General features: G+C 60.1%; 17 protein-coding genes. 5 read left to right on the plus strand and 12 right to left on the minus strand.

Annotated elements, in window-relative coordinates:
* Positions 1 to 253 precede the first annotated feature (253 nt).
* The gene (locus FHT08_RS12990) at positions 254 to 553 is read left to right on the plus strand and encodes a hypothetical protein (protein ID WP_166775296.1); all 300 of its coding nucleotides are present in this window, start codon (positions 254 to 256) and stop codon (positions 551 to 553) included.
* Positions 554 to 630: 77 nt separating this feature from the next.
* On the opposite strand, the gene FHT08_RS12995 is transcribed toward FHT08_RS12990, so the two are convergent.
* Positions 631 to 1251, minus strand: coding sequence for a DUF4142 domain-containing protein (locus tag FHT08_RS12995; protein WP_166775297.1), 621 nt, complete (start codon positions 1249 to 1251; stop codon positions 631 to 633).
* 285 nt (positions 1252 to 1536) lie between these two features.
* On the opposite strand from FHT08_RS12995, the gene FHT08_RS13000 reads away from it, so the two are divergent.
* The 4 genes from FHT08_RS13000 to FHT08_RS13015 all read left to right on the plus strand — a co-directional run bounded on the left by FHT08_RS13000 (position 1537) and on the right by FHT08_RS13015 (position 4665).
* Complete coding sequence (locus tag FHT08_RS13000) at positions 1537 to 2202, plus strand: hypothetical protein (RefSeq protein ID WP_166775298.1); 666 nt, start codon at positions 1537 to 1539, stop codon at positions 2200 to 2202.
* 305 nt (positions 2203 to 2507) lie between these two features.
* Positions 2508 to 3743, plus strand: coding sequence for a hypothetical protein (locus tag FHT08_RS19845; protein WP_243849021.1), 1236 nt, complete (start codon positions 2508 to 2510; stop codon positions 3741 to 3743).
* A 224-nt stretch (positions 3744 to 3967) separates the two neighbouring features.
* Positions 3968 to 4255 (plus strand): hypothetical protein, encoded by a 288-nt coding sequence (locus FHT08_RS13010; protein ID WP_208408980.1) that lies wholly within the window; start codon positions 3968 to 3970, stop codon positions 4253 to 4255.
* Positions 4256 to 4359: 104 nt separating this feature from the next.
* A complete protein-coding gene (locus FHT08_RS13015; RefSeq protein WP_181126584.1) occupies positions 4360 to 4665 on the plus strand; it encodes a hypothetical protein in 306 nt (101 codons plus the stop codon).
* Positions 4666 to 4800: 135 nt separating this feature from the next.
* On the opposite strand, the gene FHT08_RS13020 is transcribed toward FHT08_RS13015, so the two are convergent.
* From FHT08_RS13020 to FHT08_RS13070, 11 genes are all read right to left on the minus strand, one after another.
* Positions 4801 to 5535, minus strand: a complete 735-nt coding sequence (locus FHT08_RS13020; protein WP_243849022.1) for an RNA polymerase sigma factor — start codon at positions 5533 to 5535, stop codon at positions 4801 to 4803.
* Between the two features lie 54 nt (positions 5536 to 5589).
* On the minus strand, positions 5590 to 5940 hold the full coding sequence (locus FHT08_RS13025) for a SymE family type I addiction module toxin (protein ID WP_166775299.1): 351 nt from the start codon (positions 5938 to 5940) through the stop codon (positions 5590 to 5592).
* Positions 5941 to 6302: 362 nt separating this feature from the next.
* The gene (locus FHT08_RS13030; RefSeq protein ID WP_166775300.1) at positions 6303 to 6776 is read right to left on the minus strand and encodes a nuclear transport factor 2 family protein; all 474 of its coding nucleotides are present in this window, start codon (positions 6774 to 6776) and stop codon (positions 6303 to 6305) included.
* Between the two features lie 144 nt (positions 6777 to 6920).
* On the minus strand, positions 6921 to 7637 hold the full coding sequence (locus FHT08_RS13035; RefSeq protein ID WP_166775301.1) for a class I SAM-dependent methyltransferase: 717 nt from the start codon (positions 7635 to 7637) through the stop codon (positions 6921 to 6923).
* Positions 7624 to 8220 (minus strand): hypothetical protein, encoded by a 597-nt coding sequence (locus FHT08_RS13040; RefSeq protein WP_166775302.1) that lies wholly within the window; start codon positions 8218 to 8220, stop codon positions 7624 to 7626. Before FHT08_RS13040 ends, FHT08_RS13035 begins: the two co-directional genes overlap by 14 nt.
* 94 nt (positions 8221 to 8314) lie before the next feature.
* Positions 8315 to 8611: a hypothetical protein gene (locus FHT08_RS13045; protein ID WP_166775303.1), complete on the minus strand. Its 297-nt coding sequence runs from the start codon at positions 8609 to 8611 to the stop codon at positions 8315 to 8317.
* Between the two features lie 969 nt (positions 8612 to 9580).
* The gene (locus FHT08_RS13050; protein WP_166775304.1) at positions 9581 to 9763 is read right to left on the minus strand and encodes a hypothetical protein; all 183 of its coding nucleotides are present in this window, start codon (positions 9761 to 9763) and stop codon (positions 9581 to 9583) included.
* Between the two features lie 82 nt (positions 9764 to 9845).
* Positions 9846 to 10292, minus strand: a complete 447-nt coding sequence (locus FHT08_RS13055; RefSeq protein WP_166775305.1) for a hypothetical protein — start codon at positions 10290 to 10292, stop codon at positions 9846 to 9848.
* 78 nt (positions 10293 to 10370) lie between these two features.
* Positions 10371 to 10796, minus strand: coding sequence for a hypothetical protein (locus FHT08_RS13060; RefSeq protein ID WP_166775306.1), 426 nt, complete (start codon positions 10794 to 10796; stop codon positions 10371 to 10373).
* Positions 10796 to 11443: a serine protease gene (locus FHT08_RS13065; RefSeq protein ID WP_166775307.1), complete on the minus strand. Its 648-nt coding sequence runs from the start codon at positions 11441 to 11443 to the stop codon at positions 10796 to 10798. The genes FHT08_RS13060 and FHT08_RS13065 overlap by 1 nt, the downstream gene beginning before the upstream one ends.
* A gap of 786 nt (positions 11444 to 12229) precedes the next feature.
* A complete protein-coding gene (locus FHT08_RS13070; RefSeq protein ID WP_166775308.1) occupies positions 12230 to 16060 on the minus strand; it encodes a LamG domain-containing protein in 3831 nt (1276 codons plus the stop codon).
* Positions 16061 to 16092: the final 32 nt, after the last annotated feature.

Raw genomic sequence — 16092 nt, forward strand, 5'->3', positions numbered from 1 at the left:
AGCGCATCGCTAGAGAAATTTTGATCGACGTCCGCGAATGCATCTCAAGTGAACCCGCGCCCGCTCTTCGGCGATCATGGCGAGTCCCATGATGTAAACAATGCCGGGAAGCGCTGCGAGCAATCCGACAAGAACGCCTATACGCAGGACGTTTCGGTGCCGGGAGAGCAGGATGTGGCGCCCGTTGCTAGAGTTACGCCCACCTGCCAAACGCAAGCTGTGGCAACATTCCAGATCGTAGCGATGTGAAGATATGAGCATTCAAACAAGAACCAATAATGCATTCGCGATCCGCTCTTTCCTATCGCTTGTTGGTGGAGTGGTCTTGTTTCAAGTCGGAAATGCGCTGGGAAAGGGCTCCTCCTATCAGATCAACGGATACTTCATTGGCCTTTGTGCGGTCTATGCATTAGTTCCGATCGCCATTCTTCGAGCCATTCAGCGTCGCCCCAATTTTTCCAGGCGTCTGTATTCGATAATTCTTAGCGTGCTGGCGCTGTTGGCAGTTGTAGGGGGAATCGCTTTTTCCCTGATCCCCTTTTCGGGTCCCTGAAGCTCAAAAACGGCGACGTCGCTCCCTCGCCGCTTGCAGGCCAGGCGTGGCAGACCGGCGATCTGCCACGCCCACGCTCACATTGCCTTCTTGATGGCTTCCGCCTTGGCCAGGTGCTGCTCGACGTGCGTCTTGGTTTCGGTCAGATGCTGCTTGACCGGCTCGCTCGACGCCACCGTCATCATCTGCGTCTCGATCAGCTGCAGCGCGTCCTTGTGCCCGGCGATCATTGCATCGATATAGGCCGCCGCGTAGTCATTGCCGGACTTCTGCCCCAGCGTGGACAGGTCTTGCTCGCCCTTGCTCTCCAGCTTCTTGACGTCCGGGGTTTCGGCCAGCGTTCCCAGCGCCTTGGTCTTGTCCAGATTCTCGGTGTGCTCTTTCTCCATCATCTTCGCGTAGTCCAGCACCGCGCCGGTGACCTTCTTGTCCTGCGCCTGCTTCGCTGCGGCGATCTCGTGCTTGTCCACCGCCCCGAGCAAGCCAAGGGCGATGTCGTCTCCGGAACTCGCGCGTGCCGCGCCTTCAGGCGCCGGGCTGGCTTCGCCGACAGGCGGTGTGGTCGGGGTCGCCACACCACCGGTCGGCGTCGGTTGGGTGGACGCGGCAGGCGCTGCGGCCTCCTTGTCGGCATCCGGCTTGCAGCCAGCGAGCGCCAGCGCCGCCACGATGGACAGGACCAACAGTGATTGTTTCATGCTCCACTCCCTTTCGATTGGAGACAGCAGCATCTGCCTGCCCAGGTGAAGAAGGCTCATACACGTCCACTGAGTGATTCAGACGTACGCATCGCCCGCGGGCGAATGCACAACGCCGCATCACGCGCGGCACCACGCCGCAATCGGCGGCCCGCGCCTGCGCGCGGGCGTGGATTCTGGACGTGGTCAGCGCAGCTATGGCATGCGTGGCGTGTGGTGGCACTTTCCTGCTGAAAGACGGCCCGGTTTGCCGCACACTACCGCGCCACATTTGGAGTGATAGCCATGCACAAGGCCTGGATGCTTGCCCTGTTGGGCGTTTCGCCGTTGGTCCACGCCGCGCCTGCCGACGACGATGCCACCTGCCGCAATGGGTTGTTCACCAGTGCGCCGGTGGCGTTCTCACTCGGCAAGGTCATCCCGCCGCGTCTGTACCTGCTCAAGGACACCGATGGCTGCCCGGACACGGGCGGGGCCGCATGCCAGGGGCGCGCCTACGTCGTCAAGAACGATATCGTCCTGACGGCGCAGCGCCGCAATGCCTACGTCTGCGTGCTCTATCCCAACAAGGGAGGCGGCAATGCTGGCTGGGTCGCACAGTCCAGCCTGCAGATGCAGCCAAGCGCGGCCACACCCACACCGCAGGCATGGAACGGCCACTGGCACGACGGCGACAACACGCTGCAATTGACCACCAACCCAGACGGCAGCATCACCGTCAACGGCGATGCGTACTGGCCCAGCGCCTTTCCCGACCCGGAACAGACGCCGGGCGGTCCGCACACGGGCTCGGTCACCGCGCGCGGCTATCCAGAAGGCAACCGCGTCGAAGTCAACGAGGACACGTGCAAGGTGCGCCTGCAATTGCTGGGCGACATGCTGCTGGCCGACGACAACCTGGAGTGCGGCGGAATGAACGTGTCCTTTGGCGGGGTGTACCGAAAGAAGTAATCGCAAGCCTAGCCACCCCGGTGCGCCGCACGCCTGCAGTGGCAGGCGCATCGAGGCAGGCACGCCATCGACCACCGCGCGGCATGAAAATCGATGCCAAGCGGTGCAGTGCGGTTTACGGTAGCCCGCAACGACCACAACGAATTCGGCTCGCTCGATCCCGTCAGCGGTGCGGTGGATGCTGATAGCAGCAGGACGCGCCAGAAGACCTTGTCAGGGATGACGCACCGCGTAGACCGGCGTCATCTATCATTGCCGATTGCTGTTTTGAAGGAATTGCGTTGAGACGTTCCGCCACGCGTTTGATGCGCGCACCGCTGCTTGCTGCCATGGCGTTGATTGCCGCTTGCAGCACAACCAACACCACCAACAAATCGTTGCCGCCATCGGCGGACAATCCCGGCAACGTAAGTTACTGCGTCGGGCGGCTTGCCGTGACGACCGATGTGCCCCTGCATTTTCTGGGGAGTTCCGCGCAGTTTTACTGGGGCGACATCGATACCTACCGCGAGGACGCGGCCAGCTATGCGCAGCGCCTGCTGACCGCACAAGCATCGGCCAGCGATGGCAAGGTGCGCCAACTGGTCAAGCCCATGGAAACGCTGACGCAGGACGATGGCAGGGTCATCGTCGTACACGCGGAAGACGCGTTGCCGCTCGACCCGAATGTCGTACAGGTCACCGGCTTCGCCCATCGCGATGGCACCACGTTTCGTTTCCAGAAGACCGCCATCAGCCGCCTGCAGGACATCACCGAACGGCGCACCAAGGAAATCCTGGCCTCGATCACCAGCAGCGCATCGCCCTTCCCGCCAGCGGCACAGTCCCAGCAGGGGTTTTGCGTCATGCATGGCGCCGTCAATCTGGCCCCGGGGCACGACTGGCACGAAGCTTCCAGGGTCGAAGGGGAATTCACCCTGCAGGAAGCGCGCTACCGTTTCAGTCTGCGTTCGCGCTACCTGCGCTCGCTGTCGTTGAACGCGCAGGAAGTGACAAACCAGCGCGACCTGCTACTGGCACTGGCGGGCGCCGTACCGGACTCCGGCCTGGTACCGATCAGTGAACTGCCGGTCGCCGCCAGCACCCCATCGCAAGGCAGCGCCAGCCTGCTCGAGATGACGACAGCCGACGGCAAGCACCAGGTCTATGAGTGGCACATGCCGGCCATTAGTACAGCGCCTGGTACGCCGGCAACGTTCCTGTATATCTGGCCAGCGTCCGGGCAGGCGTCAGCGCAGGACCAAGCCAAGTTCAGAAGCTGGGTTGTGGCCCACCCGCAGCAGACGACACCGCTGTTGCAGATACAGCAACTAGCCAGCAGCGTTGAACAGCAGCAGGCGACGCCAGCAGTAGAAGAGAGCAGGCTGGTGTACCGGATGCAGCTGCATTACCACGGCGACCAGGCTGCCGGCGGGCGCCATTACGTGATCTACAAGGATGGCCAGAAGGTCGATGATGGATTCAGCGATGCCCACGGTTTTACCAAGGCGCACAACGCGGATTACGACCAGATATGGACAACCGAGGTGCTCAATAAATGAGTACCTGCCTTAGCACACGAAAACCGCGCTGGTAGTGCCAAAGCCAACCAGATTGGCGGACTGGTTGGCATGTCGACCGCCTGAGCGATCGAGGCGTATGGGTTGGATACGGCAGGAGGCGAGCACAGCCATTTATAGCGTATGTGAGAGCGAACTCGATAGGACACGGGAACAAGCCTTGCATGTTCTGTTGCGCACCTAACGTGCGACATTAGGACGAACCCATGCGACTGCAGTTCTGCTTGCTTGCGTTAGCAATGGCCTTTGCGCCACACGCACTTGCCAAAGGACCTTCTACAGCGTTGTCTGATGCCAACATCAGGACGCTGCTGATTCAACAATCGGTCAATGCATATCCCGGCAACTGTCCCTGCCCGTACAACGCGGCACGCAATGGCAGCAGCTGCGGCGGTAGAAGCGCATATAGCCGTGGCGGTGGCTACGCCCCGTTGTGCTACCCAAAGGACGTGACCAAGGCAATGATTGCCGACTACCGAGCTGGAGCGCAGTGAAGCCGATGGCCCAAGCTGGCCGTATCACTCGGGCCAGACGGCCATCACGTCGTTCGTCTTCTGCGGCCCTGCATAAACCATCAAGTCGTTACGAGGAAACATCCATGAAAAAGGCAAAGATCGTTTTGGCGATCGTGGTAGCACTCGCCTCCGCTTCAGTGTGCGCGCAGACCCGTGTCAATGGTTACCACCGCGCTGATGGCACCTATGTGCAACCTCACTATCGCAGTGCGGCCAACAGCACAACGCTAGACAATTATTCGACACGTGGGAACGTGAATCCATACACCGGAAAAATTGGAACTGTCGATCCGTATAAAGAACAGAACACTTATCGCCAGCCAGCACCACAACCAATCTACGAACCATCGAGGGCCGACTCTGTCAATCCTTATGGATCCGGTTACTGATGCGTCAAACCCTGCCTCGGCAGGGTTTTTTATCTGCATCGATGTTTGCTGGTCGTAGCGCACCGGCATGCGTGTACAACACAGCGAGGATGCATCCTGATGTTCTCATCCGGTAGACAACGCAGCCCAGGCGCATCACTGCACAGCGGCCCGGCACGCGGCCAGTGCGCGGCTGATGTGCTTTTCCACCATCTTGATCGAGATGCCCATGGCTGCGGCCACTTGCGGGTAGGTTAGGCCGTCGATGCGGTTGAGGATGAAGGCCTGGCGGCATCTGGGCGGTAGTGCGGGCAGCGTGTGGGTGTGCAGGTGCTGCAGGATGCGGCGGGCGTCGGCGATCTGGTCGACGTGGGCGCCGTCTGCGGCCAGTGGTGCGATCAGGTCCAGTGCGACGTGGGCGTTGGCATGGCGGCGGTGGCGCGTGCGCCAATACTCCAGCACCACGTTGTGCGCGATGCGGTACATCAGCAGTGCGTAGTCGCCGATGTCGGGCGCGTCGCGGTAGGCCAGCAGGCGGAGCAGCGTTTCCTGGGTGAGGTCATCAGCAGTATTGGGGTCACGCAGGCGCCGGCGCATGTAGGCCAGCAGGTCGGCATGCAACAGGCCAATGGCCTGGTCGAAACGCGCTCTGCCCGCTGCCGGCTCCTCGCGTACGCGCCAACGCGTCGTGTGGCGTATGCGGGTGTAGCCGCCCATAGATGCGGCACGCAGCGGCGCGACGTACGCCATGCGTGTGGTGGTGGTGCCTGAGGCGCTGCGTCGATGCCAGGCGGTGCAGGTGTTGGTCGCGCGTTCGACCGGCAGCGGCATCCATGTGCTGCCGAAGCGCGGGAATGTGCCGAGGGCGCCGGCCAGGGTGTCATTCACCATGCGAGTTCTCCAACTGCGGGGTGCACGCGCGGAGCGCGGGGTGTGGCGGGTTGGTCACTCTGCAGGTGCTACGGTGACGACCAGCTCGCCGTTGCGCATGCGGATGTGGAGTTTGCTGCCGATGGTGAAGCCGAGTTGTTCCAGCCAGCGGCCGCGTAGGCGCAGCGTGGGGATGCGTTGGTGGCTGTCGGGGTAGTAGCCGTAGCCGACGGTGCAGTGTTGCGGGGCACGCGGGTGGCCTGGGCGTGGGGGGCGGGCTTCAGTGCGGGGTTGGGGGATGGGGGTGCGCTCGACGTAGGGCCGCGGCTTGATCGAGGGATCGAGCGAGTGCCAGCCGATCTCGGTGGGCGGCGGCACCGTGCCGCGCTGGCGTGTGGATGTGGGACGGGACGTGGGTCGACGCATGGCAAAGCCCTCCTTGACGAACAGGCCCCGCCGCCGGGTGGCGACGGGATGTCGGGAGGTTAGAAACCGAAGACAGACGGCGGGCGTATTTCCCCGAAGGGTGTTGTATTAGCCGCCCTCCCGACGCAGGCATCGCGTCGGCTGCGCCAGCAGGACACTGCAGGCACAAAAAACCCACCGGGATTTCGGAGGTGGGTACCGCTGTCTTAGGAGTTTCTACGCTCCTTGTGGTAGAGATTGCTGCGGGTTTGTTGGGATGTCAACTGCTTCGAGCTATGAAGTGACGATGATTTTTGAGTGCGGCCACTACGAAGAACCTGCAGATCGCTCCTGTTCTTGCTCGCTTCACACCATGCAGCGGACTACCGTTTGGCCGCAGCATTAAGATTGTCCATGTCCGAGAAGATCAACCACCGCTTGCCGGAATCCCGATGCAGCGTAAGAGTGAACTTTCCTATGTCGCCGGGCGCATCTCCGTAGCCGTACGCACCGATGATGTAGGCGACATTACCTTCGGCGGAAAACCCGAGTGAGCGCAAACGTAAGGGGCCTCCGCTGCTACCTTCGTAGGCCGCTTGAATAGCTGCCCTGCCCCGGATTGGGGGATGATCGCTTTGCAGCAAAAAGCCATCTTCTGCAAACAACGCAGCAAGCGCGCTCGCGTCGCCCTTACGCCATGCGCTCTCATAATCACGGAGTAATCGATCAAGTTCGGGCGGCAACTCAACGCTGGCAACTGCTGTTGGGTTCGCCTTTTCTGTGATGTTCTGACCATGCAATGGCCCTGTGGCAAGCACGAGACTGAAGACGAAAAAGGCAATGATCGGTCGGCTCATATGTCTTACTCCTTCTAGCATCTCGTTGGTTTACCACACAATTATTCCCTGCTTCGCAACTGCAGTGATTAGACTGGATTTTTGAGTTAGCCTGGCCCGTCATTCGAAGCTTTGCCGCGATGCGGCGTCGGCTTGGACAACCTGTTAGACAGCGTGCGAGGAAACCAGCATGAACCTGGGCAGTTTAAATCCGCGGCCAGATAGCTCGCGCACCGTTTCCACCTCGAATCCCGCACGCGTCAATGTAGAAAAGTAGAGCTCTAATGGATGGTGAAAGTGAGTCGTCACCATCTGCGTAGATTGGTTGCGGATTTTGAACTGTCCTTCTACAGCGAAGGAGCTGCCGTAACGGAACTTTGGATGTGACGCGTAGCCCCAATAGAGCGGCCAGAAGCAAGGGTGGGGAAATGTTGCGATGAGCTGGCCGCCCTTCCGCAATAACCGACGTGAGGCCGAAAAAAACTGTTGTAAGTCAGGGGCGCTACTCGCTGCCATGTTTGAGATTGCAGTATCGAACTGTGGGCGGGTGCGACGACGTGCGTATTGCTCAACCGTTTCTGCCCGATAACTGATTGAGGCTCCGGCATGAAGAGTTTGTGCGATAGCGATAGACTCCGGGCTCGGATCCACCCCAACCGCAAGCTTAGAGCGTGGCGCTGCTCGCGATGTAAGCCAGCCGGTGCCACATCCGATGTCTACCAGCGAGCTGGATCTTGGCAGCGACTCAAGTATCGCGGGCGCAAGAACGAAGTTCGCGCTGTGATCTCGGCCTGACGCAATTTGCTGCTCACGTAAATTTGCAATGGCGTCCCACTCACGAGTGATGCGAGACAAACTCTTATTTTTTCTAAGATAGATCATTGGCTGCTCGGATGGATCGAATCAGGTCCCGCGCCATCGAATATGTCGGATGCGATGAATCCAACTCCTCAATTATATGTGGCCCATTTGGCTTCTTGCGATCGATAGCCACGTAGGATGAAGCGGGGTTTCCGGCATTTACCACTGTGAATCGAGTTACCGGCTCGAAACCAAGAACGCCGTACTCAATCACTTCGGCGCCGAGTTGAGCGAGAGAGCGAATCTCCCGGGTCGAGTGATGGATCAGGAATGTCAACTCGCCACGCACCGCCTTCTGCTGCAAGAGCGCGTAGATTCGTTTATCGTCAATCCAGCTGGCATCGCGAGAGCATATTTCGCACTTTCCGCTCTTATGAAGCATCGTGTACATATAATCATTAATACTTGCGGAGTTTTTATAGCTCTTAGCTGCGCGCCGACGCTCGCTGCGAATATCAGCAGCCGCAGCCAAGCCGAATATTAGCAATATCAAGCCGACGAAGCCTATCTGCGCATTCGAAAGCTCACCATTTGGCGGCCGAAGCGTGAAGAACAAGCCGATGAGCGAGGCTGCTGCGGCGAGCCAGTTTAGGATAGGCCTCATATATTTCTCAACTCAGTCTAAACACCCAATTTAAGACGCACAGCAAAGTAAAAATTCGGCCTGAGAAAATTGTTAGCCAGCAGCTCGCTCCCGGTCACGCTTGCCTTATCACGTTCTGGAAGTGGAAGATACCTGGTGGCTGCTGGAATAGCTCGTTGATCAGAAGACAGAGCTCATCAAATGATCGGATGCCATTGGGTTTAATGATCCACCATGCTGGAGGATCGCCAACATCTAGCTGTAGAAAGTAGGTATTGAGGGCGGCGTCCCAGCCGACAAAGCCTTCTCTGTCCCACTCAGCAAGCGTGTACCCCTTCTGATCTTTTATGCCACCGGCTTCCAAAAGCGAATTGATGTTTGCAATAATCTGGCAGAACGCGTACTGGGACATGTGTTCTCCTTGCGCGCGGTTGCTAAGTAGACTGGGGCCTAACGACTGAATCAAGCCAAGTTACTTGGCAATTCGGCTTGAATGGGTTGTCAGGCATATGATGCTCGCTTATTCCACTCAGAGCCTCTTTTTCCTCTAAGCACTGTGTACAAGCGTACTTGCCGGCGTTGTAGCCCAAGTGCTGCTCCCACTCAATACAAAGGCGGTCGGAAAGTGCGTTTCTCCGTGCCTGACGAAGTTTTGCTGCAACCAGCATCTGCTTACCTCCCTGTCTATGTCTAACTACTGCGGCCCCTAAACGCGGCATAACGTGATCCTCGCCGACTGCCTGGCCGTGGTCAATCGCCACGAGAGTTTGAAGCTCATGGCTCTTCAGCTGGGTCTCTACCTCTGACGCCAAATCTTGAGCCGCGTTCTAGCGGACTCATCCAACGCCCCCGGCTTGATTGGCCTAACGCCGAGATCCAAGAAATCCGGCACTCAAGCTCGTTGCCTACTTTCAAGGCACCTCCAGCATGTTGTTGCTTTGAGTCACCTCGGCAACCTCTCTTTCCGTTACCAACCTCAAACGCGCACCCTTAGCATTGCTACCGCCTCGCACCGCAAACCTCACAACCGCCGCCCTAGGCACTCAATCCCGCGGAGCCTCCAACGCGGGAAAACCCGCCCGCGCCAACTCCTTCCCACGCGCATCCTCCGGCATCACAAACTCGGCCGGTACGACGGCATGCCGCCCGCCTTCGGCCGGCGCGCCGGTCCAATCCGTTCCCCAGCGCTCGCTTAATTGCGGCCTTGACTGCATAGCGCCAAGCCTTGATGCGCTTGTAGTGGGCCCAGCGAGAACTCTTGGCCTTTGATCTTGGGGCATAACGCTTGACTTAGGCGGCGGCGTAGCCGCCCGCCCTGAACGAGTTGTTAGGTTAAGTTCCAATGATAGCGAGCTTGGCCTGTGAATTTGATGGCGTCGGGTCAACTGCAAAGCTCATCAATGGTCATTGTTAAATTTGCGTTGAGATTAATCCTGTTGAAATTGCCTTTTACCTTGGATTCTGCTTCCTTAACAGTGAATCCTTGGTCGATAAGGCGCTGTTGCGCAGCTTTCATCTGGTCGGCCGCAGCGTTGACGATGGCAGAACTATTTTCGAGAGACATCAAACTTTCCTTCGAGCTTTGGTTGAGCGCCTAACGGCAGAATTAAGCCGACCCGCAAAGCGGGTTCGGCTTGAATGAATTGTTAGGCCGCAAGCTGACGTAGTCTGCCCCACGACTGGCGAAGTCCCACAAGGTGCACCAGACCAATGGCGAGACAGATCGCCGAGCTCACGACCCAGAACGTGAGGCTGTTGCCAGGGAAGTAAGCCATGATCGGGACGAATGCCACACCGCGAACGATGTAAATACCTGTGACCGCCGAAAGGACTGTTCGACGTCGCGGAAACGGCCGGAATACGCCCGCGGCCGAGAGCGCGTACGCTCCCCAAGTGGCCAAGACGGTGGCGATTGCGAGCGTGACCACTGTGGGATACCAGCTGCCTTGAGCGTGAAGTTGCGCCATCTGCTCTCCGGCGCCCAAGAGGCGGAACAGTGGCGCGCCCACTACTAAGCACGCAAGATGTGCCAGTGCTGCAACGCCACTCAGTGCGCCGCCGACGATGAGGAGCTTGTTGGTTGTGCCTTCCACGCGGTCTCCCTTGCGGCCTAACGCGTGAGCTAAGCGGCAGCATCAATCGCGAGGCGATTGATGCTGCCGAGCGAGTTGTTAGCCCGCACTGCAGTAGGCATTTACACCCATCTTGCCGACCAAGCAAAGCAACAAGGCAACCGCTGGAGCCAATAGTGTTGATGAATAGCCGATGGTGGCACCGATTGCAGCAGATATGACGCTGATCATCATCGCCTTCGCTACAGAAGACTCCGATGATAGGGCTTTTCGCTCCTCGACGTATGCCATGTCATCACAAATGAACCGATGAAACTCGTCCTTGAAGCGACTCCAAAATGGTTTGTGATCGGCTGCGCCACCAAAGGGGGCGATGTTTGGCGAGCCAGTGGAACTCAGCCACCGCTCCGCTGAAGCTTCGATAGTATCGGTTGCCAAAAACACCTCAAGTGTCTGTTGCTGGTAAGGCTTCAACTCAGCAAGCCAGACATTCACATCCTGCTCTGCAACACTGATTCCTCTCATTACAGCATTCCCTTGATGTACTCGGCAGATACACACTGCGTCGTCTGGTGAAGCTCTCGAGGATTGATGCCCCCAAGCGAAATTCCGCCTTGCCCAGGCACCCATGCTCCGACCAGCACGCCACATATCGACTCGATCTTTGGTGAAAAAACAAGACTGCCAGACTGTCCCGGCCTAGATTGAGTATTGATTACGGCATGCTTTGACTTTACGCCGTTCGCGGCGATGAGAACTTTTGCGCCGATCTCTGCTTTCTGAAAGGTGAGCGCCCGTCTCCCTTCAACACAATGCGGAAACCCAAAAATCCCAATCTCCTCCCCGACAGGAACTGCATCAAAGCTCCCCAACGTCGGGATAGGAGCTTGAACGTTGATATCGGCCTTGAGCAGTGCCAGATCTCTGATCGGGTCGATCTCTTTCACAATGACAGGGACGGTGGCGCAACTGTCGTCACTCAAGTCTTGGAACGCATCTATGTCATTGGTATGCGGGGCGAGAATCACGAGGTTCGCGGAAGTCGAACCGACCACGTGATGTGTAGTCGCGATGAGGCCGTCGTTACTTACCAAGAATCCTGTCCCAAGCATCTCAACACCGTTGGGATTGATGCGCCCTATCACGTACACCAGTTGCGTAAAAAGGTTCATGCGAAAAAACTCCATTGCGACATAACGTCTGAATTAAGCCAACTGGCGAATCCGGTTCGGCTTGAATGAATTGTTAGGCTGCACCTGCGCCCAACGCCTGAACCAACTGTGCCTTGAGAGGAGCGAACTGCCCGCGCTCATAGAATGGCTGGGTAATCCGAGATGGCTCAATGGCATGCCCCTCAAATGGGTCGCCAGCGTACCGTGGAAAGAAGTGTATGTGCAGGTGCGGCAGAGTGTTGCCATGAATCTCGTAGTTGAGCTTGACGGAACCTGTGACAGAAGACAGGGCGGACGAGACGCGATGCGCGTCCTGCGTAGATGCTGCTGATTGAGTGACGCTAAAGTCGTGTAGACCAACAGCATGCGCGCGGGATACAAGGCAGACGTATCCGACCATTGGTGCACGTCCCGACATGGTGAGCCATGACGCATCTAATGTGTCGATGATGTCGAGAGACTGGCCGCGAACGCAAATTGGACAAGCGGATCCATCACACAATCGTTGCCACTCAGTAGGCAAGTTCCATTTGCTCAAATTTAAGACTCTCTTACTGTGTGGCCTAACTACTGTTGGACCGCCTAAGCGCGGCATAACGTGATCCTCGCCAACTCCCTGAGCGAGGTCAATCGCTAAACCTGTTTGAAGCTAATCGCTTTTCAGCTGCGTATCTGCCTCTGACGCCAGGCGTTGAGCCGCGTTCTAGCGGGCTCATCCTGTTACACCGATTTATTTTCAGCCTAGCGTCGAGATCTAGAATCCAAAAGTCGGGCTCGTTGCCTACTTCAAGGCAACGCCAACGTGTCATTGCGTTGAGTCACCTCAGCAATCTCGCCTTCTGTCACCAACTGCAACCGCGCGCCTTTACTAACGCTACCACCCGGCACCGGCAGCCGCACAACCGCCGTCTTCGGCACTAAATTCCGCGGAGCCTCCAACGCCGGGAACGCCGCTCTTGCCAGCTCCTTGCCACGCGCATCCTCCAACACCACAAACCCAGCTGGCGCATCCGCATGGCCGAGGCTGTGCACGGTCACCTCGATGGCATCGGCAGTCACACGCACGTCGCCATAGCCGATGCCCAGGTCCGGGCGTAGTTCAACCGGGGTGGTGGCTGCGATGCGTTCGAGCTGCAGGACGGTGGTGCGGCCTGCGGGGAAGTCGATGTCGATGGATGCGCTTTTTTCGAAAGCGCGCTCTTGCGTCTTGGCGTTGCTGTCGAGCTTGCCGTCATTGCCTTTGCTCACGCCTTGGGTGATGCGCCATTGGCCCGGGGCGACGTTCCAGCCGGTCATGCTGGCGCGCTGAGTCTTGTTGGAGGTGTTGTAGGCGATGACGGTGAAGCGGTCTTGCTGGGGTGCGGGGATGGCGATGGCTAATTGCGTAGCGGCCTCCGGATCGGCAAAGCGCCAGCTGACGGTGTGGCCGGGGTAGGTCTGGTTGCGCTTGAGCGCCACACCGCCTAGGCGGGCGCGTTGCAGGTTGACGGTGGGGGATTCCACGCGGTCGCTCCACCAGTGGCCTTCGGTGTTCATGTAGAAGTTCTGCAGTTTCTCGCGCGCCTCGCTGCGGTAAGTGGCGGCGAGATACTCGAGATTGCCGGTTTGTTCCCAGGCCACATGGTGCGGGAAGTCCGGGGCGCTGCCGTCGTCCTTGTTTGCGGCGTCGATGAGCTTGGCGCTCCAATCGCTGCGCTTGCCCATGACGTCGAGGAAGTTTTCGTTAAGCAGGGAGAGGCCGTTGGGGCCGCTGTTGGCGACGCGGTAGTTAATCGGCTTGAGATAGCGATCTGCGCCGGTGAAGCGGTAGGCGGCCCAGAAGGTGTGCAAGGTGTCGGCGCCGCCGCTGCCTTCGAACAGTTCGCCGCCGCGGGTTTTGCCGGTTTGCCAATTGATCTCGTTGGGTAGCGCCCAGTTGCCCTTGGCGTTGGTGTAGGCGTGGGCGAGATAGCCATCCGCTAACCCGGTGACGATGCGGCGGCTGTTGGGGTCGGCGTTATAGCCGCCCAGCAGGATGGCCGGGTGCACGATGGGAAAGGAGTACGGTTTTTGCCATTGCCAGTTGGGCTCGCGGTAGACCTTGCGGCCGCCGAACCAGTTGCTGGCAAACAGAAGATGGCCTTGCGGGTTGACCTGGATGATGGTGTCGAAGGCCTTGACGGTTTCCATCAGGCGCTCGACGGTACGTGGGTCGCCCCAGTTGAGGTACAGCAGGGCGCTGTTGAGGTTGATGCCCTCTTCGTAGGAATGCAGCTCGTCGGTTTCGATGGTGGACAGGCCATTGGTGAACATGCCGTTGCGGTAGTTGGCATCGGACAACGCCAGCATGGAGGCATTGAGCATGTCCGGGTCCACACCCATCAGGGCGACGCCGGGCCATTGCTGCACCAGGTCCGAGTCGTCGGAGATGCCGCCGCCGAAATCGCCGTAGGCCACCTGGCGCTGCTCGATCCACCAGCGGATGTAGCGGCGGGTGGCGCTGAGGTCTTGCAGCTGCCAGAACGCCCAGGCGGGCACGCCCTTGGGCACGGTGGGCAGCTCGACAGGCAACGCGCCCTGGTTGGCGTAGCTGATGTCGTTCCAGTATTCGCGGCCGAGGGCGTGGTCCGGGTCGACGCGCAGCAGGTCGGTGATGTCGGCATCCAGCCGCTTGTAGAGCAGCTGGCGCTTGGAGGTGGTGTGCTCTTCGACCAGAAAACCCCAGTTGTCCTTGACCTGGTTGAAGCGGTCGGCGACGTGCTCGGTGATGGCCTCGGCGCGCGGCTTGAACACCAGTTGCAGCTGGGTGCCGTCGAGCGCGTTGGCGTCAAAGCCGGGCGCGGCGGCGGCGATGCTGAGCATCAGGCTGTCGTTGCTCAGGATGCGGTCGCGCAGGTCCAGCCACAGCGTGCGGGCCTGGCCGGGGGCGACCGCGACCGAGACATCGATCATGTCGCGCGCGGGCCAGATGGGGTCCTTGATGCGGATGTTGAGCGGGATGCTGCCGTTGTGGGTGGCCGGCAGGTTGAGTGCCGGCAGGGTGATGGCGATGCCGTCCAGGCCGTCGTGCATGTTCTCCCAGCCGTAGGACCAGCTGCGCATCAGCGCCTGGTCCGGCGGCGGGTCGCCCAGGCTGGAGGGCACCAGAATGTGCACGATGGGTTGCTGCGCGCTTGCTGCGGCCTTGTCGCTGGGGCGCTTGCGCGCCGGTGCCTTGGTGGGCAGCGCAATGACGGTCTGCCGCTCGCCTGGCGGGTAGCGGCCGGCGATGACATCGCGCAAGGGGGCGAGGTTGTCGTAGTCGGGCTGGATGTCGCTGCGCACGGTGTAGCTGAGTTGCGCGCTGCCTTTGGGCACCTCGCCCGGCTGCACGTTGTAGGCCCAGATTTCCTGGATGGGGGTTTCCTGCGCGGTGTTGGCAAAGCGCAGGGTGCCGCCGCGGCGCGCGGGGAACTGGTCCACGCTGCGCACCACGCCCTGGCTGCGCGCGAACAGCGGCTGCGGCTGCGCGTTGGGCGCGGCGTATGTGGCCTGGCCGTAGGCGGCGCCGCGCAGCTCGATGCGGTTGACCGGCTCGTCCGGCAGGGTGAGATCCAGCGCCTTGCCTCCTTCGACGTAGGTGTTCCAGTCCGGCAGCTGGAAGTAGTCGTCGCGCCCCGGCAGGCGCGAGCGGTTGTAGACGCCGGGCCAGGTGGTTTCGGCAATGCCGTCGGTGGCCTTCCACATCCATTGCTTGAGGTCGCGCGCATCATTGAACTCCACTTTGCGGATGCGGGTGACCGGCGCATCCAGCAGTGGTGGTGCGTGGCCGTTGTCCCAGCCAAAGCGGTGCAGGAAGGCGGCGTGTTGCTTGTCGGTTGGCGCGGACTCGGCAGTGGCGGGCTCCTGCAGGCGTGCGAGCGCGGCGGCGCCGCTGGCGTCGAGCATGCGGTCGTAGATGCGGATCTCGTCGACGTCGCTGCCGCGCAGGAAGTTGTAGCGGCTCTGCACCTGGTGCGGCGACATCACGCGGCCAGCCAGGCCGAACTGGTCCAACGCGGCGTCGAAGTCGAGCGCGCCGCCGTTGGCGCAGGGCGAACCGCAGTCCACGCGTGCGGCTTCCTTACCGTCCACGTACAGGCGCACGCCGCGGGTTTCGTCCCAGGCAAACGCAATGTGGGTCCAGTCGCTGGCAGCCGGGGCCTTGTCGAGCTTGAAGGAGACGCGGGTGCGCGCCAGGTTGGCGTCGGTGACGAAGGCATCGAAGCCGTGGCCGTTCCAGTCGATGCGCAGCCAGGCCATGTCCCAGCTGGTGTGGTCGGCGTAGCCGACGCGGAAGATCACGAACGGCGCTTCGCCCACGGGATAACGCGCGCGCCAGAAGAAGCCGAGCGTGCCGCGCTGGGTGTAGAGGTTGCCGGGCGCATTCCACGACAGCACGCCGTCGTCGGCCCATTCGATGGCGTTGCCGCGTTTGCCGGTGGGCACCAGCGTGATCTTGTCGCGGAAGTTGGGCACGCCGTCGCCGCGGGCGACATCGGCCTGCAGGTCGCGGTCGGCCGACACCCGGAACAACAGCTCCGGCGCGGTGGTGGTGGCCGCGCTCACCGGCAGCGCGATCAGGCACAGCATTCCCAACAAGAACTTCGACACGCTCACCTCGTCAATTCCAAAACGTAAAACAGCCACCG

The organism is Xanthomonas sp. CFBP 8151, from assembly GCF_011761885.1.
Lineage (GTDB): Bacteria > Pseudomonadota > Gammaproteobacteria > Xanthomonadales > Xanthomonadaceae > Xanthomonas > Xanthomonas arboricola_B.